Source organism: Ectothiorhodospira shaposhnikovii (genome assembly GCF_047222355.1).
Classification (GTDB): domain Bacteria; phylum Pseudomonadota; class Gammaproteobacteria; order Ectothiorhodospirales; family Ectothiorhodospiraceae; genus Ectothiorhodospira.
Genome location: NZ_CP178333.1, coordinates 2,481,849 through 2,501,182, shown reverse-complemented (window position 1 = coordinate 2,501,182; position 19,334 = coordinate 2,481,849). Strand labels below are relative to the sequence as shown.

General features: G+C 63.6%; 15 protein-coding genes and 2 tRNA genes. 13 read left to right on the top strand and 4 right to left on the bottom strand.

Annotation, left to right across the window (positions count from 1 at the left end):
- The first annotated feature begins 93 nt into the window (after positions 1–93).
- The 10 genes from clpX to ACLF6L_RS11320 all read left to right on the top strand — a co-directional run bounded on the left by clpX (position 94) and on the right by ACLF6L_RS11320 (position 13,184).
- A complete protein-coding gene (gene clpX, locus ACLF6L_RS11365) occupies positions 94–1,368 on the top strand; it encodes an ATP-dependent Clp protease ATP-binding subunit ClpX (RefSeq protein WP_412851697.1) in 1,275 nt (424 codons plus the stop codon).
- Between the two features lie 260 nt (positions 1,369–1,628).
- Entirely contained in the window at positions 1,629–4,070 is a 2,442-nt protein-coding gene (lon, locus tag ACLF6L_RS11360; protein WP_412851696.1) for an endopeptidase La, read from the top strand.
- Positions 4,071–4,421: 351 nt separating this feature from the next.
- Positions 4,422–4,694, top strand: coding sequence for an HU family DNA-binding protein (locus ACLF6L_RS11355; RefSeq protein WP_200172678.1), 273 nt, complete (start codon positions 4,422–4,424; stop codon positions 4,692–4,694).
- Positions 4,695–4,706: 12 nt separating this feature from the next.
- Positions 4,707–4,782, top strand: a tRNA-Val gene (locus ACLF6L_RS11350).
- A gap of 20 nt (positions 4,783–4,802) precedes the next feature.
- Positions 4,803–4,879 (top strand) — tRNA-Asp (locus ACLF6L_RS11345).
- Between the two features lie 117 nt (positions 4,880–4,996).
- Positions 4,997–6,883 carry a SurA N-terminal domain-containing protein gene (locus ACLF6L_RS11340; RefSeq protein ID WP_412851695.1) on the top strand — a complete coding sequence of 629 codons (1,887 nt, stop codon included), beginning with the start codon at positions 4,997–4,999 and terminating at the stop codon, positions 6,881–6,883.
- Positions 6,884–7,024: 141 nt separating this feature from the next.
- On the top strand, positions 7,025–8,896 hold the full coding sequence (locus ACLF6L_RS11335; protein WP_238615878.1) for a peptide-binding protein: 1,872 nt from the start codon (positions 7,025–7,027) through the stop codon (positions 8,894–8,896).
- Positions 8,897–8,936: 40 nt separating this feature from the next.
- Complete coding sequence (locus ACLF6L_RS11330) at positions 8,937–10,319, top strand: ABC transporter permease (protein ID WP_238615879.1); 1,383 nt, start codon at positions 8,937–8,939, stop codon at positions 10,317–10,319.
- Positions 10,312–11,511 carry an ABC transporter permease gene (locus ACLF6L_RS11325; RefSeq protein ID WP_238615880.1) on the top strand — a complete coding sequence of 400 codons (1,200 nt, stop codon included), beginning with the start codon at positions 10,312–10,314 and terminating at the stop codon, positions 11,509–11,511. The genes ACLF6L_RS11330 and ACLF6L_RS11325 overlap by 8 nt, the downstream gene beginning before the upstream one ends.
- A 2-nt stretch (positions 11,512–11,513) precedes the next feature.
- Positions 11,514–13,184, top strand: a complete 1,671-nt coding sequence (locus tag ACLF6L_RS11320) for an ABC transporter ATP-binding protein (protein WP_412851694.1) — start codon at positions 11,514–11,516, stop codon at positions 13,182–13,184.
- A gap of 21 nt (positions 13,185–13,205) precedes the next feature.
- Here ACLF6L_RS11320 and ACLF6L_RS11315 read toward each other — a convergent pair whose 3' ends face one another.
- The 4 genes from ACLF6L_RS11315 to ACLF6L_RS11300 all read right to left on the bottom strand — a co-directional run bounded on the left by ACLF6L_RS11315 (position 13,206) and on the right by ACLF6L_RS11300 (position 17,293).
- Complete coding sequence (locus ACLF6L_RS11315; protein ID WP_238615882.1) at positions 13,206–13,973, bottom strand: FHA domain-containing protein; 768 nt, start codon at positions 13,971–13,973, stop codon at positions 13,206–13,208.
- A 21-nt stretch (positions 13,974–13,994) separates the two neighbouring features.
- A complete protein-coding gene (locus ACLF6L_RS11310) occupies positions 13,995–14,690 on the bottom strand; it encodes an FHA domain-containing protein (protein ID WP_238615883.1) in 696 nt (231 codons plus the stop codon).
- A gap of 24 nt (positions 14,691–14,714) precedes the next feature.
- A complete protein-coding gene (locus ACLF6L_RS11305; protein WP_238615884.1) occupies positions 14,715–15,539 on the bottom strand; it encodes a Stp1/IreP family PP2C-type Ser/Thr phosphatase in 825 nt (274 codons plus the stop codon).
- Between the two features lie 128 nt (positions 15,540–15,667).
- The gene (locus tag ACLF6L_RS11300; protein WP_238615885.1) at positions 15,668–17,293 is read right to left on the bottom strand and encodes a LysM peptidoglycan-binding domain-containing protein; all 1,626 of its coding nucleotides are present in this window, start codon (positions 17,291–17,293) and stop codon (positions 15,668–15,670) included.
- A 98-nt stretch (positions 17,294–17,391) separates the two neighbouring features.
- Here ACLF6L_RS11300 and ACLF6L_RS11295 point away from each other — a divergent pair, with 98 nt between their 5' ends.
- Genes ACLF6L_RS11295 through dnaQ form a run of 3 tightly spaced genes read left to right on the top strand, consistent with a single transcriptional unit; the run spans position 17,392 to position 19,321 of the window.
- Entirely contained in the window at positions 17,392–18,156 is a 765-nt protein-coding gene (locus tag ACLF6L_RS11295) for a class I SAM-dependent methyltransferase (protein WP_238615886.1), read from the top strand.
- A complete protein-coding gene (gene rnhA / locus ACLF6L_RS11290) occupies positions 18,149–18,592 on the top strand; it encodes a ribonuclease HI (RefSeq protein WP_008931970.1) in 444 nt (147 codons plus the stop codon). The genes ACLF6L_RS11295 and rnhA overlap by 8 nt, the downstream gene beginning before the upstream one ends.
- A 9-nt stretch (positions 18,593–18,601) precedes the next feature.
- On the top strand, positions 18,602–19,321 hold the full coding sequence (dnaQ, locus tag ACLF6L_RS11285; protein ID WP_238615887.1) for a DNA polymerase III subunit epsilon: 720 nt from the start codon (positions 18,602–18,604) through the stop codon (positions 19,319–19,321).
- Positions 19,322–19,334: the final 13 nt, after the last annotated feature.

Sequence of the window (19,334 nt, the reverse complement as noted above, 5' to 3'; positions counted from 1 at the left end):
CGGACGACGGGAAAAACCGCGTCCGGCTGCGGCTTGCATCTTGTCCCGAAAAGGGGCAAGGTGTAACCGAATGGTATTATTTGAGGTCCGCTCATGAGCGACAAGAAAGGCAAGGATTCGGACAGCGGCAAACTGCTTTACTGTTCCTTCTGCGGCAAGAGCCAGCATGAGGTGCGCAAGCTGATCGCCGGTCCGTCGGTGTTCATCTGTGATGAATGCGTGGAACTGTGCAACGACATCATCCGCGAGGAGATGCAGGAACAGGGCGCCGTGGCGGGCAGCAAGTTGCCTCGCCCTCATGAGATCAAGCAGATCCTGGATGAATACGTCATCGGGCAGGAGCGCGCCAAGAAGATCCTCTCCGTGGCGGTGTACAACCACTACAAGCGTCTGGAAGCCCGCGGGGGCAAGGACGACGTGGAACTGGCCAAGAGCAACATCCTGCTCATCGGCCCCACCGGTTCCGGCAAGACCCTGTTGGCGGAAACGCTTGCCCGCCTGCTGAACGTGCCCTTCACCATCGCCGACGCCACCACCCTCACCGAGGCGGGTTACGTGGGCGAGGATGTGGAGAACATCATTCAGAAGCTGTTGCAGAAATGCGACTATGACGTGGAAAAGGCCCAGACCGGTATCGTCTACATCGACGAGATCGACAAGATCTCCCGCAAGTCCGACAATCCGTCCATCACCCGTGATGTTTCCGGTGAGGGCGTGCAGCAGGCCCTGCTCAAGCTGATCGAGGGTACGGTCGCTTCGGTTCCGCCCCAGGGTGGCCGCAAGCATCCCCAGCAGGAATTCCTGCAGGTGGACACCCGCAATATCCTTTTCATCGTGGGTGGTGCTTTTGCCGGGCTGGAAAAGGTCATCCGCGATCGTACCGAAAAGGGTGGCATCGGCTTCTCCGCCGAGGTCAAGAGCCGTAGCGATGCCCAGTCCTCCACTCAACTGCTGTTCGGGGTGGAGCCTGAGGATCTGATCAAGTTCGGTCTGATTCCTGAGTTCGTGGGGCGTCTGCCTCTGGTTGCGACCCTGGAGGAACTGGATGAAGACGCCCTGGTGCGCATCCTCACCGAGCCCAAGAATGCCCTGACCAAGCAGTATCGCAAGCTGTTCGATATGGAAGGGGTGGAGATCGAGTTCCGCGAGGATTCCCTGCGCGCCGTGGCCCGCAAGGCAATGGAGCGCAAGACCGGTGCCCGTGGTCTGCGGACCATCCTGGAGCAGGTGTTGCTGGATACCATGTACGAGATTCCTTCGGCGGAAGGTGTCTCGAAGGTAGTGATTGATGATGCGGTGATCATGGGTGATGCCAACCTTTACCTGATTTATGAGAACTCTGACTATCAGAAGGCGGCTTCTGACTGAGACAGTCAGTGAGCGGGATCCTGGCGTATTGCCGGGATCTCCTGTTTTCCGGCGGTTGCCGTCATGTCACGACGGCAACCGCCATGACCAATCGTGATTGTTTCTCCCTCCCTTTGTCCGATTTGTACTCTTTTTCCCTCAGGGCGCCTTGATTTCCCGGGGATCATACCCATCAAATAGTTCATGGCGGATTGCCAATCCCGGGCTGGTCCCGGCTTTGGTGAAATCTATCACCAAATCCCAAATGAGAGACGAACACCATGGATAATGATCAGAAACCCCAGGCGGCCATGGATGACCCGATTCAGACCGTCCCGGTGCTGCCCCTGCGTGATGTGGTGGTTTATCCCCACATGGTCATCCCTCTGTTCGTCGGTAGGGAGAAGTCCATCCGGGCGCTTGATGCGGCGATGACCGGCAACAAGCAGATCCTTCTGGTTGCCCAGCGCAGTGCCGAAGTGGATGAGCCTTCGGCTGACGAGATTCACCGTGTCGGCACCCTTTCATCCATCCTGCAACTGCTCAAGCTGCCTGACGGCACCATCAAGGTGCTCGTGGAGGGTTCCGAACGGGCCCGCGTGATCGAACTGGTGGACGCCGAGGAGCATTTCACTGCCCAGGTCACCCGCGTGGCGCAGTCGCCGAGCGGGGACGAGCGGGAGATGGAAGTGCTGACCCGCTCGGTGCTGAACCTGTTTGACCAGTACGTGAAGCTCAACAAGAAGATTCCGCCTGAAATCCTGACCTCGCTGGCGGGCATTGATGACGCCGCCCGGCTGGCGGATACCATCGCCGCTCACATGTCACTGAAAATCGAGGAGAAGCAGAAGATCCTCGAAATTGTTGACGTGCGTGCCCGGCTGGAACACCTCATGTCCATGATCGAGGGTGAAATCGACATCCTGCAGATCGAGAAGCGTATCCGCGGCCGCGTGAAGCAACAGATGGAGAAGAGCCAGCGGGAGTACTATCTCAATGAGCAGATGAAGGCGATCCAGAAAGAGTTGGGCGACATGGAGGATGCCCCCTCGGAACTGGAAGACCTGCAGCGGCGCATCGACAATGCCGGCATGCCCAAGGAGGCCAGGCAGAAGGCGCAGAACGAGCTCAACAAGCTCAAGATGATGTCTCCCATGTCCGCCGAGGCCACTGTGGTGCGCAACTACGTGGAGTGGCTGGCCAACATGCCCTGGAAGAAGCGCAGCAAGGTGCGCAACGACCTGGCCGAGGCCCAGCGGGTGCTGGACGAAGACCATTACGGCCTGGAAAAGGTCAAGGAACGTATTCTGGAATACCTTGCCGTGCAGCAGCGGGTACGCAAGCTCAAGGGCCCGATCCTGTGCCTGGTGGGGCCTCCCGGCGTGGGCAAAACCTCGCTGGGGCGCTCCATAGCCCGCGCCACCAACCGCAAGTTCACCCGCATGTCCCTGGGGGGGGTGCGTGACGAGGCCGAGATCCGCGGCCATCGCCGCACCTATATCGGGGCACTGCCCGGCAAGATCGTGCAGAACCTTTCCAAGGTGGGGGCGCGCAATCCCCTGTTCCTGCTGGACGAGATCGACAAGATGGCCATGGATTTCCGGGGTGACCCGGCTTCGGCCCTGCTGGAGGTGCTGGACCCGGAGCAGAACAGCACCTTCGCCGATCACTATCTGGAGGTGGACTTCGATCTGTCGGACACCATGTTCGTGGCCACGGCCAACAGCCTGAATATCCCCGGCCCCCTGCTGGATCGAATGGAGGTTATCCGGTTGCCCGGATATACCGAGGACGAGAAGACCAGCATTGCCCAGAGCTACCTGCTGCCCAAGCAGATGCAGAACAATGGTCTCAAGGATGGCGAGTTGGTGGTCACCGAAGCCAGCATTCGGGACATCATCCGCTTCTATACCCGGGAGGCGGGGGTGCGTAATCTGGAGCGGGAGATCTCCAAGATCTGCCGTAAGGTGGTCAAGGAGCACCTGCTTAAGGGCACCGAGCGCAAGACCCAGGTCACGCCGAAGAATCTGGACAAGTACCTGGGCGTGCGTCGTTTCCGCTACGGTCTGGCGGAGGAGCACGATCAGGTGGGGCAGGTGACCGGACTGGCCTGGACCGAGGTGGGTGGCGAATTGCTGACCATCGAGGCCGCCGTGGTTCCCGGCAAGGGCAAGTGTCTGCATACGGGCAAGCTCGGGGATGTGATGCAGGAGTCCATTCAGGCCGCCATGACCGTGGTGCGAAGTCGCTGCAGCACGCTGGGTATTGCCGAGGATTTCTACGAGAAGAAGGATATCCATATCCATGTGCCGGAAGGTGCGACACCCAAGGATGGTCCCAGTGCCGGCATCGGCATGTGCACGGCCATTGTCTCGGCGCTGTCGGGTAGTCCGGTGCGCTCCGATGTGGCGATGACGGGTGAGATCACCCTGCGCGGTGAGGTTCTGCCCATCGGCGGACTGAAGGAAAAGTTGCTGGCGGCCCATCGGGGGGGGATCGAGACGGTCATCATCCCCAGGGAAAACGAAAAGGACCTTGTGGACATTCCAAAGAATATCAAGAGCAAGCTGAATATTCGCTCCGTGCGCTGGATTGATGAGGTGCTGGCCATCGCACTCAATCAGTGTCCGGCCTCTGTGAAAGGCGAGAAGCCGGAAAAGCCGGAGGTGGTCTCCGCAAAAGGCGGGGATGAGGTTTCCCCAAGAAGCGTACCTCATCACTGAGCCTGCTGGATGCAGACAAGATGACACGGACGTTGGCGGGTATTGACCCGCAGGGACGACCCATCGGAGAATTCACCCTTCCGATGGGTCGTCTTGGTCCCGTCATGGGGCAGTGAAGGCCTTCCGTCGGCCCTTTTGCCGTAGCATGAAGGCTTGTTGACAGGCCTGAAATCCGCTTGGTATAAAGTCCGCGTTCTTGTCGCAGCACCCATAACGATACCTAGAATCTTCATTGGCACGAGTCATGGCGCCGACCGCGAGAGTCAGGCGCACTCACATGCGTTTTTTCCGCGACTCGTGCGACCCTCACACCACCCGTTTACCCAATCTGCCCAAGCGAAGGAAAATTGAATGAATAAATCCGAACTGATTGACGCCGTAGCCAGCTCCGCCGATCTTCCGAAGGCAGCGGCTGCCCGTGCGGTGGACTCCATGATCGACGTGATTTCTGGTGCGCTCCGCCAGGGTGATCAGGTGACGATCGTCGGATTCGGGACCTTCCTGGTGCGCAAGCGCGAAGCCCGCAGCGGTCGTAATCCCCGTACCGGCGAGACCATCGAGATCGCAGCTTCCAATGTTCCCAGTTTTAAGGCTGGTAAAGCGCTGAAGGATGCTGTAAACTAGCGTGCTTTAGATGGGTGCTTAGCTCAGCTGGTAGAGCGTCGCCCTTACAAGGCGAATGTCGGGGGTTCGATCCCCTCAGCACCCACCAAGGTTTTAAAGTCAGTATCTGGAGCGGTAGTTCAGTTGGTTAGAATACCGGCCTGTCACGCCGGGGGTCGCGGGTTCGAGTCCCGTCCGCTCCGCCAATCATCGAAAGGGTGCCTCAGGGCACCCTTTTTTATTTCCCCGTCTTTGCCTGTCCGCACCGCTTATCCGGTATGATGTCGGTCATTTTCCCAATGACAGATTGATGGCTTCTTCCCATGCTCCTGAAAATTCGAGATAAAGCCAGTGGCTGGTTGGCCTACGCGATCATCATCATGATCGCCATTCCCTTTGCCCTTTGGGGTGTGCATGAGTACTTTGGCGGCGGCGCCCGCCTGGTGGCCGTGGAAGTGAATGGGGTTGAGATCACCACCCGGGCCTTCCAGCGGGAGGTCCAGCAGCAAAGACAGCAGGTGGCCCAGTTCTTCGGCGGACGTCTGCCACCGGAGTTGGTGGATGACGAGCGTTTCAGGGAAAATGCCCTGCAGACCCTGATTCGCCGGGAACTCATGCAGCAGGCGGTGAATGCCCAGGGGTTCCGGGTCAGTCAGCAGGCCGTCGCCCGTGAGCTGGCCAGCTTCGAGGCCTTTCAGCGGGATGGGGTCTTTGACCCGGTCCGGTATACCCAGCTGCTGGAGGCCCAGCGCATCAGCCGCAGTGCCTTTGAGCAGGATGTGGCCATGGGGCTGGTGATGGAACAGTTCGAGGGCGGTGTCAGGATCTCGTCCTTTGTGACCGACGCCGAGGTGCGCGAGTATCTGCGCCTGCGGGATCAGGAGCGTGAACTGAGCTATTTTGTCATCCCTGCGGCGGAATATGCTGCGGGTGTGGAGATCGGTGACGCAGACATCCAGGACTACTACACTGCCCATGGTGACCGTTTCCGGACGCCGGAGCGGGTGCGCCTGGAGTATCTGGTGCTGGATCTGGAGCAGCTGGAGTCCCGTATCACTCCCACCGAGTCTGAGCTGCGTCGCCACTATCAGCAGCAGATCGACCGTTTCACCACCCCGGAAGAGCGGCGTGCCGCCCATATTCTGGTCCGGGTCGACGCTGACGCCGATGCCGATGTGGTGGCCGATGCCCGGGCTCGCGCCCAGGCCCTGCGTGCCCGGGTGACCGGTGGCGAGGAATTTGCCCAGGTGGCGGCGGATGCCTCCGAGGACCGTCTGACCGCGGAACGGGGAGGGGATCTGGGGTATGTGCAGCGGGGTGACCTGGGGCCGGCCCTGGACGGGGTGCTGTTCACCCAGTCCGTCGGCGATCTGAGTCAGCCCGTGCGAACCAGCGAAGGCTTTCATCTGATTCTGCTGACCGATATCGAGCGGGCTTATGCGGAGCCGTTCGAGAATGTGCGGGAGCAGGTGGCGGAGGAGTTGCGTGCCCGTCAGGTGGAATCCCGTCAGATCGAGTTGATGGAACGCCTGCTGACCGAAAGCTATGAGCACCCCCGTAGTCTGGATGCCGCGGCTGATGCCACGGGCCTTGAAATCCGCCGCTCCGACTGGATCACCCGTGATCAGGGGCCGGGACTGGGCAGCTTCCCCATGGTGCGTCGGGCCGCCTTCAGCCAGGAGGTGCTGCAGGAAGGCCGTAACAGTGATGTGATCGATCTGCCCGATGGCCGTTCCGCCGTGGTACGGGTCCTGGAGCATGAACCGGCGGCCCCGCGTGCCCTGGCCGAGGTCGCGGATGACATCCGCGCGCTGATCCGGCGAGAGCAGTCCGGCCGTCTGGCCCGGGAGGCCGGCGAGGCGGTGCTGGAGGCCTTGCGTGGCGGCGAGGCATTGGCCGCGGCGGTGGCAGGGTTGCCGGGCAGTCTGGAGCAGCAGCGGACCATTACCCGGGACAGCACCGAGGTGCCGGGCGGGGTCATCACGGCGGCCTTTGGCCTGTCGGCCTCGGGCTCGGCGGGTGTGGCGCTGGACAGTGGGGATTATGCCCTGGTGAAGCTGCACGGGGTGAGGGATGTGGAGCCGAGCCGTGTCGAGCTGGCCCGTGCCCGGAGTCACCTGGAAGGGCTCTATGGAGCGCTGGATTTCGAGGCCGTGCTCAATGCCATGGAGGCCGCGGCCAAGATCAAGATTTATCGCGACAACCTGTAATGCCTCAATGACGAGGTCCCTGTGGAAGGGACCTCGTGGGAGCGGACCCGCCCGCGTCGGTTCTGCTCGGGAAACTTGTGGGCCCCGGTGCAATCTCTATACTCTGGACCCGTCACGCACCCCGAGAAGAATCCGCGATCCATGGAAAAGCGCTTCACGTCCAAAGATGCCGTCCTGATGGTCTTCCTGCTGGGGATCGCCCTGCTGGTGGTACTGCTCATGTACCAGGTGGACCGGCAATGGAACCGGCTGTCCGAGATGCAGCGGGCCATGCAGGAGCAGGCCGATGACATGCGGCGCATGCGGGCGGTGATGCAGTCCCTGGATGCACGGCTCAGGGCCGGGGCCATTGCCGCCCAGGACGGCGGTCCGGATGCCCACGCGGAAGTGCCGCCCGCCTTCGCGCGGGCCTGGGCCGCCACCCGGCAGCCGGACTATGCCCAGGGAGACTGGTTGGTCAGGGCCTTCGGCACCGGCCTGGCGACGCTGACACCGCTGGTGTCTTCCGACGCCTATTCCTCGGAGGTGCAGAGCTATGTGCTGGAGTCCCTGCTGATCCGTGACCCGGACACCCTGGAGTGGCAGGGTCTGCTGGCCCGGGACTGGTCCTTCAGCGAGGACGGCCTGACCATCACGTTCCAGCTCCGGGAAGGGGTCGAGTTCTCCGATGGTGAGCCGCTGACCGCCGCGGACGTGGTGTTCACCTACGACTTCATCATGACCGATGCCATCGCCGCCCCCCGGGCGCGGGCCTTCCTGGAGAAACTGGAGAAGGTGGAAGCCCTGGGGACCCACGAGGTGGCCTTCACCTTTTCCGAGCCCTACTTCAACAGCCTCTCCCTGGCAGGTGGCATGCAGATCATGCCCCGCCATTTCTACGCGCCCTTCCTGGAGAATCCCCAGCAGTTCAACCAGTCCCGTGGCCTGTTGATGGGGTCCGGCCCCTATCGTCTGGCGGACCCCAGGGGCTGGACCCCGGACCAGGGTCTGGTGGAACTGGAGCGCAATCCCCGTTACTGGGGGCCGGTGGATCCCCCCTTCAACCGTCTGCTGTGGCGGGTGATCGAGAACGACAGCGCCCGCCTGACCACCTTCCGCAACCAGGAACTGGACGTCTATGGCGCCCGGCCGCGGGAATACGGGCAGCTCCTTGATGATGCCCGCCTGCGCCAGCGTACCCATCACTTCGAGTACATGAGCCCGACCGCCGGGTATTCCTATATCGGCTGGAACCAGGAACGGGACGGCCGGCCCACCCGGTTCGCCGATCGCAGGGTACGCCAGGCCATGAGTCATCTGACGGACATCCAGCGGGTCATCGACGAAATCATGCTGGGTTATGCCGAGCCGGCGGTGAGCCCCTTCAATCCCCGTAGTCCCCAGCATGACAGCACGCTTGAACCCTATGACTTCAACCTGGAACGGGCCCGCGCCCTGCTGCGGGAGGCGGGCTTCGAGGATCGCAACGGCGACGGCATCCTCCAGGATCCGGAAGGCCGCGCCTTCGAGTTCGACCTGGTGTTCTTCCAGGACAACGAGGACACCCGCCGAATGGTGCTGTTCCTGCGGGATCTCTATGCCCGTGCCGGTATCCTGATGCGTCCCCGCCCCACCGAATGGTCGGTGATGCTGGACCTGCTCAACCGCAAGGACTTCGATGCCATCACCCTGGGTTGGACCAGCGGGGTGGAAACGGACATCTACCAGATGTTCCATTCCAGCCAGACCGTATCCGGGGGCGACAATTTCATCAACTACCGCAACCCGGAACTGGATGCGGTGATCGAGCGGGCCAGGGCCACGGTGGACGACGAGCAGCGGATGGCCATCTGGCACGAGGCGGAGCGTATCCTGCACGAGGACCAGCCCTACACCTTCCTCATGCGGCGCATGACCCTGGCCTTCATCGACGAGCGCATCACCAACCTGCAGGAGACCCGGCTGGGCCTGAACCTGACCAGCATCCCGGTGGAGGTCTACGTGCCGGCGATCCAGCAGAAATACGCGCGCTGACCATGCCCGGCGGCATCCACGCAGACCCCGGGACCCGGCCATGCTGACCTATATCGTCCGTCGCCTGCTGCTCATGTTTCCCACCCTGATCGGGATCACCGTGGTGGTGTTCGTGGTCATGGCCGCCGCCCCCGGTGGCATCAGTGCCCAGTCCCTGGTGGACGGCATGAATCTGGAGCCCCAGGCCAAGAAGGCGCTGGAGGAGTATTACAACCGCATGTACGGCCTGGATCAGCCGGCGCCGGTGCAGTATCTGCGCTGGCTCAACAATGTCTCCCCGGCGGGTTTCACCTTCGACCAGGACGGTGCGATCAGCGGCTTTTCCCTGTTCAAGGGCTCCGAACTGGGCACCAGTTTCCGCTACGGCCGACCGGTGGGGGACCTGATCGCCGAGCGCCTGCCCATCACCCTGTTGCTCAACATCCTGTCCATTCCCCTCATCTACGTCATCGCCATTGCCGTGGGGGTGCAGGCGGCCACCCGGCGCGGCAGCCGCTTCGATACCGGTTCGGGGATGGTCCTGCTGGGGTTGTGGTCCGTGCCCACCATGCTGGCCGGTGTGCTGCTGATCGGGTTCTTTGCCTCGGAGCAGTTCTGGCGTTGGTTCCCCACCGGCGGCATTAACCGGCGCGAGGCCCTGGACATGCCGTTCCTGCCCCACTGGACCGTGGCCACCGACCTGCTTTTGCTGTTCCTGCTGGCCGGGCTGTGTGCCGCGTTGATGATCTGGGGCGCGCTGAAACTGGCCCGTCACTGGCGCATCCTGCTTGGGGCGGTCCTGGGCGGCGGGCTGGGGGTGCTGATGGCCAACGGGGTGTCGGTGGTCACCTTCGGTCCGTTGCACGTGGTCCTGATGCTGCTGGTGGCCGGGGTGGTGGGTCTGGTGGCGGCCTCCACGTTCACCGGCCTGCGGGTCGGCATCCTCGGGCTGCTGGGCATGGGAGTGGGCATCGCCCTGGCGGCGGGGCTGGCCCAGGGTGAATTCATTCGGGGGTTTGTGCTGGACCGGGCCTGGCACCTGATCCTGCCGGTGTTGTGTCTGTCCTACGGCGGGTTTGCCTTCCTGGCCAAGCTGACCCGTTCGGCGGTGCTGGAAAATCTGCTCTCCGACTACGCCCGCACCGCGAGGGCCAAGGGGGTAGGGGAAAGCGACGTGCTCTGGCGACACGTGTTTCGCAACTCCCTGCTGCCCCTGATCACCGTGTCCGCCACCCTGCTGCCCAGCCTGCTGGCGGGTTCGGTGATCGTCGAGACCATCTTTTCCATCGATGGCATGGGCAAGCTGGCGGTGGAGGCGGTGCAGACCCGTGACCGGGAGCTGGTGCTGTCGGTCACCCTGATCAGTGGTGTGCTGACGCTGGTGGGCTACCTGCTGGCGGACCTGTGCTATGCGATTGCGGACCCGCGGGTGAGTTATGACTGACACGGTACAGGCGCCGACACTGACCCCACCCACCCGGCGCTCCCGCGGCTATGCGGCCCAGGTGGCCCGGGAGGTACTGCTGCGCTGGGGGGCGCGGGTGGGGTTGGCCTGGATCGGCATTCTGGCGGCGGTGGCCGTGTTTGCCCCCTTCCTGGCCAGCAGCCATCCGTGGCTGATCCTGGAGGAGGGCAACTGGTCCAGTCCGGTGCTGCGTCACCTGACGCCCACCGATGTGACCCTGATGGCGGGTTTTTGTACCGGTCTGGTGTTGTTGTTCCTGCGCCTCTCCCTGCCCAGGAAACTGCTGATCCTGCTGGGGGTGCTGGTGGTGGCCGGCGGGATCAGTGCCGTCACCGTCTCTCCCCCCAAGCTGGTGATTCATGAACAGTATCGGGAGGCGGAAGCGGCCGGCCAGTACGACTGGGTGCTGCGTGCCCCGATCCCGTATTCCCCCAAGGATTACCTGCGGGACTTCGGCGACACGGGCATGGAGCCGCCCCTGGCCGATGACCTGCGCCGGCACTGGCTGGGCACGGAGGAAAACGGCGCCGACGTGTTGTCGCGGATGGTCCATGCCTCCCGCATCGCCCTGGCCATCGGCTTCATCGCCACCGGCATCGCCCTGGTGATCGGGGTCATCGTCGGCGGGCTGATGGGGTATTTCTCGGGCATCGTGGACATGATCGGCATGCGCATCGTGGAGATCTTCGAGGCCATTCCCACCCTGTTCCTGCTGCTCACCTTTGTCGCCTTCTTCGGCCGCAGTCTCTACATGATGATGATCATCATCGGCATCACCTCCTGGTCCGGTTATGCCCGCTACGTGCGCGCCGAGTTCCTCAAGCTGCGGGAGCAGGACTATGTGCAGGCGGCGGTGGCCTGCGGCTTGCCGTTGCGTTCCGTGCTGTTCCGCCACATGTTGCCCAACGGCGTGGCGCCGATCCTGGTGGCGGCCAGCTTCGGCGTGGCCTCGGCGATCCTGGCGGAGGCCACCCTGAGCTTTCTCGGACTGGGGCTGGTGGATGATCCCTCCTGGGGGCAGATGCTCAATCAGGCGGTACAGTCTTCCTCCTTCAACTGGTGGATGGCCGCCTTCCCCGGTGGCGCCATTTTCCTCACCGTGTTTGCCTACAACCTGGTGGGGGAATCCCTGCGGGATGCCCTTGACCCTTATCTGAAAAAGAAGGCCTGAACATGCTGCTGGAGGTCAGAAACCTGCAGACCCATCTCCAGGCCGGCGGTGCCACCGTGAAGGCCGTGGATGATGTCAGTTTCGGTATCGAGCGGGGGGAAACCTTCTGTCTGGTTGGGGAGTCGGGCAGCGGCAAGTCGGTCACGGCCCTGTCGGTGATCCAGTTGCTGCCCCGGGGCATCAGTGATCATCCCGGGGGACAGATCCTGTTCCAGGAACGCCTCGCCGACGGCAGTCACCGGACCGTGGACATGCTGGATCTGCCGGAGACGGAACGCCGCCGCATCCGCGGCGCCCGCATGAGCATGATCTTCCAGGAGCCCATGACCTCCCTCAACCCGGTGTTCACGGTGGGGGAGCAGATCGGCGAAGTGCTCAGGCTCCACCGTCCGGAATTGTCGGAGGCGGAGATCCGGGAGCGGACCATCGAGGCCCTGGCCCAGGTGCAGATTCCCCATCCCGCCGAACAGGCGGACGAATTTCCGCACCGTCTCTCCGGCGGGCAACGCCAGCGGGTGATGATCGCCATGGCCATGGCCTGCGAACCGGACCTGCTGATCGCCGACGAGCCCACCACGGCCCTGGACGTGACGGTACAGGCGGAGATCCTGCGTCTGATGCGGGAACTGCAGGACCGTAACGGCATGGCCATCCTCTTCATCACCCACGATTTCGGCGTGGTGGCCCGGATGGGGCACCGCCTGGGGGTGATGCGTCTGGGGAAACTGGTGGAGGAGGGGACCGTGCGGCAGGTACTGCGGCGTCCGGAGCATCCCTATACCCGGCAGCTCATTGATGCCCTGCCGGAGAATCTCAGCCGTCGCCGGGAGGCCGCCCGGGGGGCGGACGGGGCTGCCGGACAACAGGCTCCGGAGGCGGTGCCTCTGGTCCGTCTGCGGGACCTGCAGATCCATTTCCCGGTGCGCAAGGGACTCATGCGCCGGGTGGTGGACCATGTGCGGGCGGTGGACGGGGTGAGCCTGGATATCCCCAAGGGGCAGGTCATGGCCCTGGTGGGGGAGTCCGGTTGCGGCAAGACTACCCTGGGCCGGGCCATCATCCGGTTGCTGGAGCCCACCGGCGGACGCATCCTGTTTGCCGGCGAGGACATCACCCGCCTGCCGGCCAAGGGCATGAAGCCCTACCGTCGGCGCATGCAGATCATTTTCCAGGACCCCATGTCATCCCTGAACCCCCGCCTGACCGTGGCGGCCACCCTGACCGAGCCCATGGCCGTGCACGGGATCGGCAAGGATCGGGATGAGCGGTTGGCCCTGGCGGCCCGGGTGCTGGAGCAGGTGCAATTGCCGGCGGAAAGCCTGTGGCGTTATCCCCATGAGTTCTCCGGGGGGCAGCGCCAGCGTATCGGCATTGCCCGGGCGCTGGTGCTGGACCCGGCCTTCATTGTCTGTGACGAGGTAACCAGCGCCCTGGACGTCTCGGTGCAGGCGGAGGTGCTGCAGATTCTCGGCCGCCTGACCCGGGAGCGGGGGCTGACCCTGTTGTTCATCACCCATAACATCGGGGTGGTGGAATACCTGGCCGACACCATGGCGGTGATGTATCAGGGGCGGGTGGTTGAACAGGGGGATGCACGCCGGATCTGTCGGGCGCCCGAGCATGAATACACCCGAAAACTGCTGTCGGCGGTGCCGCGGGTGGTGCTGGACTGACGGGTTCCGTGTCGCCCGTTCTCAGGGGGCGGGCGCTTCCCGGATGGGTGCGTCGATGGTGACCACCATCTGTACGCCGGCCACCTCCAGCAGGTCGTCCTGTTGCAGTGGATGCCGGTCGTGGTCCTCGATCGGCCGGTGGTTGATCAGGGGCGGGCCCAGTTCGGACTGCAGGGGCTGAAGGAACAGCTTGTCTTCATCCCGGATCAGGGCCACCACCTGCCGTCCCGGCTCCCCCAGAGCGTTCACCGCAGACAGCAGGTCCAGGTGTCTGCCCTGGTTGCGTCCGCTGAGGATGCGCAGCGAGATACGGGCCGCTGGCCTGTCCCCGTGGCCGGCGTCGGGCACCGGGGCGGCCTCCGCCTGTGCCCGGGTATCTCGAATCCGGTGAGTGAGTTCCGGGTTTGCCCGGATGGGCGGCATCCCGGGGGTAGCCAAGCGCAGGATGTAAGTGCCTGCATCATCCGGGGTGTCCGGTTCGGGGGGCGGCGGTGAGACCTGTTGATCAAGCCAGAAACGAAGCCGGAATTTCCCGATGACGATGAAGTCTCCGTCATGGAGCGTGGCTTCCTGGATCCTTTCGCCGTTGATGAAGGTTCCGTTGGTGCTGTCGAGGTCGTGCAGGGTGGCGGTACCCCGGTAAAAGCGTAGACGGGCGTGGTGTCCGCTGACCGAGCGATCATCCAGACGGATCAGGTTGCCCCGTCGGCGACCGATGGTCGTGGTGCCTTCCTGCAGCGGGTATTCACCGGCGGGCCGGCGGTTGAGGTAGGCCTGTAGGTATGCCATGGAACGCTCCTCGTGGATCGCCTATTGCACCATCATGAACTCCATCCGTACCCCGGCAACATCGATGATGTCATGGTTTCTGAGCGGACGGGCCTGGGTGGTGAGTTCCTCGCCATTGAGCCGCGGCGGGCTGGCCCTGGAGCCACCCTCCACATGGGTGATGTAGTAGTCCGGGCCGCGCCGCAGGATCGCTGCCACCTGCACCCCCGGATGACCGAGTGTGGTCACGGCCTTGGTGATGGGAAGTTCACGGCCTGCGTTGGCGCCGCTGAGTATCTGCACCCTGGCCCTGGCGAGGGCGGTGGATGACCTTTGCCCCCTCATCGGGTCCTCGGGCACGGCACCGCCGACGGGGGGCGGGACGAGGGGGGCGCCCGCGGGAAGAATCAGGGTTTCGTCGACACCGTGTCGGCCGTCCTCCCTGGTGGTGCCGAGTTCGGTGAAGCGGATCTGATAGTTGCCGATGACGATGACGTCTCCCTCCCGCAGCACCCGCTTGCGAATCCGGGCACCGTTGACCACGGTGCCGTTGGTGCTGCCCAGATCCTCCACCAAGGCGGCGTTCAGCAGGCTGATCACCTGGGCATGGTAGCCGCTGACGGCCAGATTGTTGAGCCGTATGTCGTTGTCCGGCCGACGACCGAGGGTGATGGTTTTGTGCCCCAGGGGATAGTCGGCGATGAAGGTGTCACCACAGGAAATGCAGAGTCTGGGCATGGTTGACGGTTCGCCTCCTGCAAATCAACGCCAGAAATCGATCATGCGTCGGTACCAGGGCATCCGGCGGGGCAGCGGCAGCGCCGGCCTTGCCAGGACTACGGAAATGTTGTCCCGGCCGCCGTATTCGTTGGCCTTGTCGATCAGCAGATGGGTTGCCTGTTCCAGATCACCGGGATGATTGCGCAGGATATCCTCGATGAGGGCATCGTCGAGCATGTCGTTGAGACCGTCGGAGCAGAGCAGGTAAAGGTCTCCGGGGAGCAGCATTTCATTCCGGATATCCACGGCCACCGTGGTGTCGATACCCAATGCGCGGGTGACCAGATTGCGGTTGACCGATGCCAGTGCTTCCTGATGGGAGTAAAAGCCGCGATCCACCATTTCCTGGATCAGGGTGTGATCCGTGGTCATCTGTTCCAGATGATCCTCTCGAAAGCGATAGATTCTTGAATCGCCCACGTGGGCCAGGATCACATGGTGGTGATTGAACAGGGCCATCACCAGGGTGGTGCCCATGCCGGCATGACCGGCATTGTTCCTGCCCGCCTGCTGGATGGCCGTGTTGGCGTCGATGATGGCCCGTCGCACGGCGAGGCTGTCATCCCGAGGCTCGGTGCCTCCGTTCCGGCGGTGGATGCCGTGGCCGGCGAGACACTGCCTGAGGTTCTGCAACACGGTATCCACCGCCAGCCGGCTGGCGACCTCGCCGGCCAAGTGGCCTCCCATGCCGTCGGCAACCACGACGATGCCCAGTTCAGGGTCTTCGCCGATGCAGTCCTCGTTGTGAGGGCGGATTTTGCCGGGATGGGTGCGGCCGAATATCTGCAGCGTTTCGGAAGAAGACATGGAGGCGGCTTTGACCATCGGGCAGCGGTGGAAGTCGGTATCCACGAATCATAGGCTGGAGCGACCCGGGACGCCATGGATCTTGGTCCAAAAGGTATCACCATGCCGCCGAAGCGCCGACATCGGGGTCAGCTTTCCCGCGGGTTGGCGTCCACGTAGAGATTGAGCTGCTGGCCAGGGCGGATCAGATGGCCATCCAGCTGATTCCAGTCCTGTATGTCGCTGATACGCACGCCGAAGCGTCGGGAAATGGAGGACAGGGAATCACCGGGACGAACGGCATAGGTCAGGACATTCCCCCGGGTACTGCCGGCCGCTGCCGCCATGGCGGTTTCCGCCTGGCGTATCAGCAGGGTCTGGCCCGGCCGCAGGGTGGCATCGCTGGAGATGCGGTTCCAGGCCGCCAGTTCCTGAAGGGTGACGCCGTAGGTCCTGGCAAGGCCCCAGAGGGTATCACCCGGTTGTACCCGGTGATGGAGCGTGCGGCTTCGTGACGCCTGCCGGTTTTCGTCCTGCCGCCCCGCGGCAACCTCCTGGGTGGAGGGCTCGGCGGTGGGGATGAGAAGGTGATCTCCAACCCGGATCAGGTGACTTTTCAGTTCATTGGTCCGTTGCAGGAGTGCGACACTGGTATTGTAGCGGGTCGCGATATGCCCCAGCGTCTCGCCGGGCCGAACCTGGTGACGCAGCCAGGACACCCGCTGTTCGCGGGGCAGGGCGGCGAGGGCAATCTGGAAGGATTCCACCCGGTCCAGCGGCAGGAGCAGGTGATGGGGGCCGTCCGGGTCCGTGGCCCAGCGGTGGAAGGCCGGATTGAGTTGCATGATCTCGTCCAGGGACAGGTCCGCCAGCTCCGCGGCGACGCTCAGTTCCAGTTGTCCGCCCAGATCCACCAGGGCCAGGCGCGGCTCGTCCGCCACCGGCCAGAGTCCGACCTGGTAGTGCTCCGGATCGGCCACGATGGCCTGCAGGGCCAGCAGCCTGGGGACGTAGTGCTGGGTTTCCCGGGGCAGGTCCAGGTTCCAGTAGTCGGTGGGCTGTCCCAGTGATTCGTTGCGGGCGATGGCCCGGCTGACGGTGCCTTGTCCGGCATTGTAGGCTGCCAGGGCCAGCAGCCAGTCGCCGTCGAAGCGTTCATTCAGTTGGGTGAGGTAGTCCAGGGCCGCATGAGTGGAGGTGTGAATGTCCTTGCGGCCGTCGTACCACCAGTTCTGATGGAGGCCGAAATGACGGCCCGTGGAAGGGATGAACTGCCAGATGCCCGCCGCCTGTCCCGAGGAATAGACATCGGCACGGTAGGCGCTTTCCACCACCGGCAGCAGCAGCAGTTCGGCGGGAAGGTCCCGGGCTTCGATTTCTTCCAGGATATAGTGCAGGTAGGGTTCCGCCCTGGCCAGGACCTGGCCCAGATAATCGGAGTTGGCCTGGTGCCACTGAATGTAATGCTGGACCCGTTCGTGATCCCGCTCATCCGGCAGGCCGAACCCTTCGCGGACCCGTCCCCAGATGGTTTCATCCGTGGTGGGCGAGGGCGAGGTATCGGCCAGTGGCTTTGCCACGTTGATCCGGGGCCTGGGCTTGGCCGCCGTCTCCCCTTGAGAGGCGAGCCGGGTGCTCTTGGCGACAGGGTCCGCTCCGGCAAGAAGCGGGGCCTCCTGAACGGCGTGTCCTCCATCCAGGCTGGCGCAGGCGGATAGCAGCAACGTTGCCCCCAGCAGGACGCCCCCAAGACCTTTCGGCTTGTTCTTTTTCATAGGGACGCTAGGATAGCGGGGCATCCCCGTGCCCTCAACCCCGGCGGGAGACTTATTATCGCTGGCCATGCCCCCCCGGAAGATTCTATGCTCACCTGATGTCGTCACCCAGAACCTCATGTGCCCGGCACCGGGAATGCCTGCAAGCCTGGTATGGGTCTGCGCCGGGGCGAGCCATGCAGGCGGCCCTGCAGTCCCATCTGGACCGTTTCGTACCGCAACTGTTCGGCTATCATGCCCTGCAGATCGGGCATCTGGATCCGAACCATGACCTGCTGGCCGCCAGCCGGATCAACCATCGGGTACGCCTGGAATGCGACCCCGGCCGCGGGGATGTCAGTGCCTTGGCCGATGCCCTCCCCATCCTCACCGACAGCATGGATCTGGTGGCGCTGGTACATTGTCTGGAACAGGTGGAAGATCCTTACCAGGTCCTGCGCGAGACGGATCGCATCCTGGTGCCCGAGGGCCATGTCCTGATCATCGGTTTCAACCCCCTCAGTCTGCCGGGACTCCGGGGGATGTTGCCCGGGCGCCTCGGCGGCAAGGGGGCGCCCTGGTCCGGTCAGTGCCACGCCACGGGTCGGGTCCGGGACTGGCTGGCCTTGCTGGGGTTCGAGGTCCTGGCGCGTGCCTACGCGGGCTTTCGCCCGCCGGAGGGCCGTTCCGGATTCAAGGCCCGCCTGCGGGTGGTGGAGTGTCTGGGGGGGCGTCATCTGCCCTATCTGGGGGCCGGCTACGTGATTCTGGCCCGCAAGCGCGTGGCCAATGTACTGCCTCTGCGAACACGCTGGCGACCGTCCCGGAACATGGTGCCCGGCGGCCTGGCCAGCCCCTTTTGCCGGAGAACGGATCGTGACTGACGTGGTGGAAATCTTTACCGATGGCGCCTGCCGGGGCAACCCGGGGCCCGGTGGCTGGGGGGCGTTGCTGCGCTTCGGCCCCCATGAAAAACAGCTCAAGGGGGGCGAGTCCCAGACCACCAACAACCGGATGGAGCTGATGGCGGCCATTGCGGCGCTGGAACTGCTCAAGCGCCCTTGTGTGGTGGATCTGACCACCGATTCCCAGTACGTCAAGAACGGGATCAATCAATGGTTACCCAACTGGAAGCGTCGCGGCTGGCGTACCGCGGCGGGTGAGCCGGTGAAGAACCAGGATCTGTGGCAGCGCCTGGATGAGGCGGCTTCACGGCATCAGGTGCGCTGGCACTGGGTACGGGGACATAACGGACATCCCGAAAATGAACTGGCCGATCGTCTGGCCAACGAAGCCATCGATGCCCTGCGAGTGAAGTGAGGAACGACCGTGACTCTGCAAGCCAATGACCGGATCGTGATCCTGGATACGGAAACCACCGGCCTGGAGCCGTCCGACGGCCACCGCATCATCGAAATCGGCTGCGTGGAGATGGTGCGACGTCGCCATACCTCGCGTCATTACCACCAGTATCTGCAGCCGGACCGGGAAGTGGATGCCGGGGCGGTGGAAGTCCACGGCATCACCAACGAATTCCTCGCCGACAAGCCGCGCTTTGCCGATGTGGTGGAGGATTTCATCGAGTTTGTCCGCGGCTCGGAGCTGATCATCCACAACGCCCCCTTTGACGTGGGGTTCATCAACCACGAGCTGTCCCGGTTGGACGGGGACTGGGGCCGGCTGGAGGATTACTGCACCATCACCGACTCCCTGGCGATGGCGCGCAAGATGCACCCGGGGCAGCGCAACAGCCTGGATGCTCTGTGCAAGCGCTACCAGATCGACAATTCGGGCCGGGAGCTCCACGGCGCATTGCTGGACGCCCGCATCCTGGCGGAGGTCTACCTGGCCATGACCGGCGGCCAGAAAAGCCTGTCCCTGGGCATGGAGTCGGAAGGGCAGGGGGGCGCCTCGGCGGATACCCGCATCCGCCGGCTACCGGTCGACCGACCCCCGCTGGCGGTCATCCGCCCCACCGAGGCGGAGCAGGAGGCCCATGAGGCCTATCTCAAGGTGCTGGCCAAGGCGGGTGAGATTCAGGCCTGGTAACAGGCCTGGCGCC